Source organism: Syntrophales bacterium (assembly GCA_030655775.1).
In the GTDB taxonomy this organism is placed as follows: domain Bacteria; phylum Desulfobacterota; class Syntrophia; order Syntrophales; family JADFWA01; genus JAUSPI01.
In genome coordinates this window covers 1-6,343 of sequence record JAUSPI010000247.1, presented here as the reverse complement: position 1 = coordinate 6,343, position 6,343 = coordinate 1, and the positions used below count along the sequence as shown (strand labels likewise).

The window sequence follows — 6,343 nt, the reverse complement described above, 5'->3', positions numbered from 1 at the left end:
GAGATATTGATGGCATAAATACGGCGCAACAGATTCGCGACCATTTCGATATACCTGTAATCTATCTGACCGGTTATGCAGATGAAGACAAACTGCAACGTGCAAAGGTAACAGGACCGTATGGATATATACTCAAACCGTTTAAAGCAGAAGAATTACAAGCCACTATTGAGATGGCTCTTTATAAACATGAGACAGAAAATAAGATAAAAAGAGAGGTTGCTACAACGCTCAGGTCAATCGGTGATGCACTAATAACTGTTAATAAAGAGGGAATAATAACGTTCATGAATCCTGTTGCAGAATTACTTACAGGGTGGAAACAGGAAGCCGCCCTGAATAGAGATTTGACAGATATATTCAATATTAAAGACAAAGAGGCACTTGGTTTTGAAGTCGGCGCTTCAGTGAAGTCTATTATAGATGGAGATATTGTCAGCCTGTCAAGTGATTCGACACTTATCCCAGGAGGGAATCTTCGATCAAGCAAAGAAAAAACGGAAATACATATTGAGTTCAAAGCAGCACCGATCAGAGATGATAAAGGAAGCGCTACGGGGTTTGTCCTGGTGTTTCGGGATATCACAGAGCGCAAGCAGGCCGAAGAGAACCTTCGTGAGAGTGAGGAGCGCTATCGCTCTTTGGTAGAATCGAGCGATGATCCGATCTACCTCGTAGATCGAAACGTCAAATATTTATTTGCGAATAAAGCATTTCTAAAGAGGCTTGGAAATTCACAGGATGAGGTCGTCGGTCAGGATTATTTCCAATTTCATTCTCCCGATGGAACAAAAGAATTTTCTGCAATGGTAGAAAAGGTCTTTAAATCCGGCAAGCCAGTCAATTATGAGCATAAAAGTCAGCGGGATGGCCGGGATTTCCTCCGAACATTAAACCCGGTTATGGACCCGGAAACAGGAAAAACAATTGCTATAACCGTAATTTCTAAGGATATCACTGACCGTAAACGGGCGGAAGAAGAACTTTTTAGAAAAGAAGAACATCACAAAGCCGTGATTGAAAATATTTTTAAGTTCGTTCCTGAAGGTGTTCTCGTACTAACAGAATCACTGAATCTCCTCAAGCAAAACAAGGCATTCGATGATATTGTGCAAAAGTATGCACCACTGCTTGGGTACACTGAAGAGGAACTTGCTCAAAAGATAATTGAGCAGTTGCGCCACAAAATTGAAAGCGAAGATTCAAAAGAGATTCATATTTGGAAAAAAGATCGATCGAGAACCGGTTTGCCAGAAGGGAATCAAAGCGATGAACTTCTTCTTCAGTTTAATACTGCAAGAATATTTCTTGCAGAAGAAGAAGAAGAAGAAGAAGAAGCCCGCATAGTTGTGTCGTTGTTGGATATCACTGACCGTAAACGGGCGGAAGAAGAAGTAACCAGGTTGGCAAAATTCACTTCTGAGGATCCGGCGCCGGTTATGCGTCTGAACTATGATGGCACGGTCCTTTATACTAACGAAGCATGTAACTCGTTGCTGGTTGATTGGGGCTGTGGCAGAGGTGAGAAGGCACCGAAATATTGGCGAGATATCCTCACCGAAACACTTGAAAAGCAGACGACCAGGATTGTCGAAACGCAGTCTGGGGGAAATATTTACTCGTTCTTCCTCGTACCAGTTGTAGAGGCGAAATATGTTAATCTCTATGGTCGGGACATCACCGAGAACAAGAAGAGAGGGGAGTTATTAAGGCAATTTGAGGCAACGATTCAGGGCCAAAAAATGCTTTTAGATCAGCAAAGTTCGTCCGTTGAAGAGTTGATTGATCGATTGTCTCGCTCCAGGGAGGAGCTCGGGGCCTCTTACGAGGCTTTGAAGGCGAATAAAGACGATTTGGTGTGTTCGGAGAGACTCGCTTTTACCGGTCGGATAGCCGCCAGCATCGCCCATGAGATAAGAAATCCCCTGACCAACATTATTTTGGCGATCCGACAACTCAAAAAAGAGGATAAGATAAAGCCAGAGGGTCATGACTATGCCGAGATCGTGGAGAGAAATACAAATAGGATTGAATATTTAATTACGGAACTCCTGAACTGCGCCCGCCCTATAAAACTTAATCTTCAGCCTTGTGATGTTCATCTGGTCATTAAGGATGTCTTAAATGTTCATAAAGTCAGGCTTAGAACGCAGAGAATAAAAGTTAGTAAGAACCTGACCTCTAATCACTCTATCTTACTCATTGATAAAGAACAGCTGGGGCGTGTCCTCCTGAACTTAATTGCCAACGCTATTGAGGCCATGCGGCCCGGTGGCAACTTGTCGATTACCACGAAAAAAGAAAAGGGCACTTTCGTAATAGAGGTTCAAGATAACGGAAGAGGCATCCCTGAAAAGAATCTAATAAAGATATTTGACCCCTTCTTCAGTACCAAAAAACGGGGTGCGGGTTTGGGATTGACCACATGTCAAAATATTATAACCAGCCATGGGGGCATTATTGAGGTTGAAAGCGCGTGGAGAAAGGGATCTACCTTTTCTGTTTCTTTGCCCCTTGGACCGAAGCCGTCAGGTAGCGAAGAAAATATTAAAGGAGAGTCCTAACGGAGGAAAAGAATTATGGTGGAAATGAAATGGGATATTAAAAGAGGCACAAATGTTTATCGCCAGGTGTCGGACGCCCGCATAAAGCTCTGGATCAAAACCGGCAAGATAAAAGCGGGCGAAGTGGTTGTCTGGCGCGATAATTTATCCGGTTGGCGAAGGCCTGAAGAACTTGAGGAACTGAGTTCCTTTTTTCAGGTCTATAAAAAAGCCCGATTCAGAAAGATAGAAAGACCCAAATCGGCAAGAAAGAACGGCCCCGAAAAAAAACAGATTAAAAGCATTTTGCTCATTGACGACGAGAAGGAATTGTGCTTTCTTCTGGGGAATTCCTTAAGATCTCACGGCTTTCAAATGGAGTTCGCCCATACGAAGAGAGAAGCGCTTAAGCACCTGCACAGGCGGCTGCCGGACCTCGTCTTATTGGATCTCAGGTTGCCTGATGGTGATGGAATGGTGTTATTATCCGTCATCAGGAAGATGACTCCCGCCCCCACAGTCGTTATAACGACCGCCTTTGGCAGCGAAGAAATCAGAAGCGAAGCAGAGAAAATGGGCGCTTATGGTTTTCTCGACAAGCCTTATAATGAAAAAGATGTCGTCCGAAAAATAAGGGAAATGCGTGTCAAGGAAGTCAACCCAGGCGAAAGCAAAGTCAAAACGATAGGATAAGTATGGAAACCATCTTAGTTGTCGACGATGATAGAGATTTCCGATTCAACCTGTCCACGATTTTAAGAGGCGCGGGATATGATGTGATGACCGCTTCCACTGGTCGTCAGGCCATAAAAGAGGTTGCAAGATGTGCCCCTAGTATTGCCTTGTTGGATATCCGGCTTCCTGACATGGACGGGATGAAGGTTTTAGAGGGGATACGAAAAATAGATCAAGACCTCCTCGCCATCATGGTTACCGCCTATAGCGATATCAAGAGTGCTGTCAGAGCCATGAAAATGGGAGCCTTTGACTATATTGCCAAGCCATTTGATGATGAAGAGCTGATATTGATCATCAGAAAGGCATTGGAAACCCGGAGTTTGAGCAAGGAGGTGGAAAGATTACGAAAAACACTGGGTGAAAAACAGGATGCTGAAGAGATCATGGGAAAAAGTCCCCGAATTCAGCAGATCCTCAAACAGGTTGAGATTATTGCTCCGACAAATATGACCGTAGTCATTCAGGGCGCAAGCGGAACAGGCAAGGAGTTGATCGCCCGGCGGATTCACCAAATGAGCCGACGTCATGATAAACCTTTTGTGGCCGTCGATTGCGGCGCTCTGCCTGAGACCTTGATTGAGAGTGAATTCTTCGGCTATGAAAAGGGCGCTTTCACGGGAGCTGATGGTCGAAAAGACGGCAAGTTTGAACAAGCCCATGGCGGGACTTTGTTTTTAGATGAAATCACGAATCTTTCCGAGGCCGTCCAGATGAAGCTCTTAAGGGTCCTTCAAGAAAGAAGACTCCAGCATTTGGGCGGTCAGAGAGAGATCAGCATAGATGTGCGTATCCTTGTGGCTTCTAATGTGCTTCTATCAGAACAGGTTCGCAAGGGAAGATTTAGAGACGACCTCTATCATCGGCTCAATGAGTTTCAAATCGAGTTGCCTCGATTAGCTGAAAGAAAGGAAGATATTCCCATCTTAGCGAAATATTTTTTAGAGGAGGCGAATCGCGAATTCCATAAGGAAGTCAAGAGATTTTCGCCGGAGGCCATGAAATGTATCCTGAATCATGCTTGGCCGGGCAATGTCAGGGAGTTTAATAATGTCACCAGAAGAGCGGTGTTGTTGGCGGAATCAGACACGATTGAACTCGTCCATTTATCCATAAATCCGCACCTCCCGACGAACGAGACGATTGAGTCCGCAAAACCCCCGGAAAAAGGGGCTTCTTTTGAGGAAATAACCCGGAAATTCCAGAAGGAGGTCATTAAGAAAGCCTTAGAGGAAGCGGGAGGCAAAAAAATGAAAGCGGCCGAACTCCTGAAGCTGAATAAAAAGACCCTGTATCGCAAGATAAAAAGTCTGAATATATAGACAAATCTGTCCCCTTTTCATCTCATTTCTGTCCCTTTTTGACTGTGCAAGTTAGAAATATCTCGAATTACGGGTAGGGCCGGGTGCTCTAATATTTTTATTATTAGCGTGTTACGAAGACGATGCATTGAGTTTATGGGGTGGCACGGTTACTGCTTACCACAGGGAGTTGGAATAATATTTATGTCGCTTCGCAAACAAGATCAATATCTCAGGTTATAAAGAGAGGCAAGCGTAGGGACAGAGGGGTAATAAGAAAGAGAGTAAGCCGGTTGGAAGGATTCTATTTGTATTGTGTGAGGAAGAGCCGTGGCGCTTCTTCTATTTTCTTAACAAAAGGCATCGATGAAAAGCGAGAGGCATTCACCCACACCCATCGGGAATTGGAGGCTGTTGTCAGCAAAGTGGCCCTGAGAGGAATATATACGGAAATTGCAAAGGGAGATAAAAAGAGCTGAAGAGAATATTCCCAGACTCATTGACTTGGGTGATCCTAAAAAAGCCGAGCAGGGTTTAGCCAAATTGGTTTTAACCCTGGTTGAACTGATAAGAAAACTCATGGAGAAGGAAGCTTTTCGGAGAGTCAAGAGGGGATCTCTTTCTCCTGTAGAAATTCAAAAATTAGGATTGAGTCTTAAAGCGGTCAAGACGAAGATCAAAGAGGTTCAGACGATCTTCGGTCTTGAGGATGAAGAGCTGGATTTGGATTTAGGGCCATTGGGAAATTTGATGTAATGAAAAAAAGCCAAGCAACGATGGGTTGTCCGACCTTTCAAAAACAAGAATCCATAATCAGAGATATGACGGATAGAATCAACCGGGCTGAAGGAATGTCGGAGAAAGCAGGAATTGCCGAGGAAATGCAAAAAGAAGTCGCGGTGCTTCTTTCCTGCCTCGAGTATGATGAAGAAAAGGTAGACTGCGGGAATTGCCGCTTCATCGCGAACCTGCGCGAGAAAACGGCGCGTCTGCTCATAAGGACCCGGAAACTCGGATAGACAAAGGAGCACAATCCCATGACCGAACGTAACAGTTCAGCCACGAAGACACCAAGACACGAAGGATTGATATGAGTTTTGAACCCTTGTCAGAAAGAGAAGAGGTCCCGATATTCATCGGGACTAAACAGATTGTGGATGCAGCTTATACTGTCCATAGGAAACTGGGACCGGGTTTGCTTGAAAAGGTGTACGAAATATGTTTCTGTCATGAGTTGGGTAAAAAGGGAATAAAATCTCGAAGGCAAGTGGATGTCCCGATTGTTTATGACGGAATGGTTTTAGAGGAGGGTTTGCGTCTGGACGTTCTTGTGGAAGAGCTTATCATTTGTGAAGTGAAAGCAGTAGAAGAGATGAATGCCGTATGGGAGGCACAAGTTTTGAGTTATCTAAAGTTGACGGGTAAGCGTCTCGGTTTTGTTATCAATTTTAACGTGCCACTTATTAGAGATGGCATTAAGAGAATAATTCTTTAACCTTGGTGTCTCGGTGTCTTAGTGGCTGAATAGTTATGGCCGAACAAAAAATGATGCATGCCATAAATGCCACGAATCTTGCGGATATATTAGAGAGGGTCTTAGATAAGGGCATCGTCATCGCCGGAGACATCAAAATTCAAATCGCTGATGCAGAAAATGGAACTTAAAGATATTGTGGAAATTGCCAAGGCGGGGTTGGTTCAACTTACCGGATTTAGTTCTCCCACTGCGATAGGAATAAACAAAGAAGCGGATATATGGCACAT

8 protein-coding genes are annotated in these 6,343 nt (G+C 44.2%); all 8 read left to right on the top strand.

Going from position 1 to position 6,343, the window contains the following annotated elements:
* On the top strand, nucleotides 1-2,564 hold a 2,564-nt coding region (locus tag Q7J27_13990), incomplete at its 5' end, for a PAS domain S-box protein (GenBank protein ID MDO9530251.1).
* Nucleotides 2,565-2,579: 15 nt separating this feature from the next.
* Complete coding sequence (locus Q7J27_13985; GenBank protein ID MDO9530250.1) at nucleotides 2,580-3,236, top strand: response regulator; 657 nt, start codon at nucleotides 2,580-2,582, stop codon at nucleotides 3,234-3,236.
* Between the two features lie 2 nt (nucleotides 3,237-3,238).
* On the top strand, nucleotides 3,239-4,600 hold the full coding sequence (locus tag Q7J27_13980; protein ID MDO9530249.1) for a sigma-54 dependent transcriptional regulator: 1,362 nt from the start codon (nucleotides 3,239-3,241) through the stop codon (nucleotides 4,598-4,600).
* Nucleotides 4,601-4,896: 296 nt separating this feature from the next.
* On the top strand, nucleotides 4,897-5,058 hold the full coding sequence (locus Q7J27_13975) for a hypothetical protein (protein MDO9530248.1): 162 nt from the start codon (nucleotides 4,897-4,899) through the stop codon (nucleotides 5,056-5,058).
* Entirely contained in the window at nucleotides 5,033-5,335 is a 303-nt protein-coding gene (locus tag Q7J27_13970) for a gas vesicle protein K (protein MDO9530247.1), read from the top strand. Before Q7J27_13975 ends, Q7J27_13970 begins: the two co-directional genes overlap by 26 nt.
* Complete coding sequence (locus Q7J27_13965; protein ID MDO9530246.1) at nucleotides 5,335-5,598, top strand: hypothetical protein; 264 nt, start codon at nucleotides 5,335-5,337, stop codon at nucleotides 5,596-5,598. The genes Q7J27_13970 and Q7J27_13965 overlap by 1 nt, the downstream gene beginning before the upstream one ends.
* 71 nt (nucleotides 5,599-5,669) lie before the next feature.
* Nucleotides 5,670-6,074 carry a GxxExxY protein gene (locus Q7J27_13960; protein ID MDO9530245.1) on the top strand — a complete coding sequence of 135 codons (405 nt, stop codon included), beginning with the start codon at nucleotides 5,670-5,672 and terminating at the stop codon, nucleotides 6,072-6,074.
* A gap of 35 nt (nucleotides 6,075-6,109) precedes the next feature.
* Nucleotides 6,110-6,244: a gas vesicle protein gene (locus Q7J27_13955; GenBank protein ID MDO9530244.1), complete on the top strand. Its 135-nt coding sequence runs from the start codon at nucleotides 6,110-6,112 to the stop codon at nucleotides 6,242-6,244.
* Nucleotides 6,245-6,343: the final 99 nt, after the last annotated feature.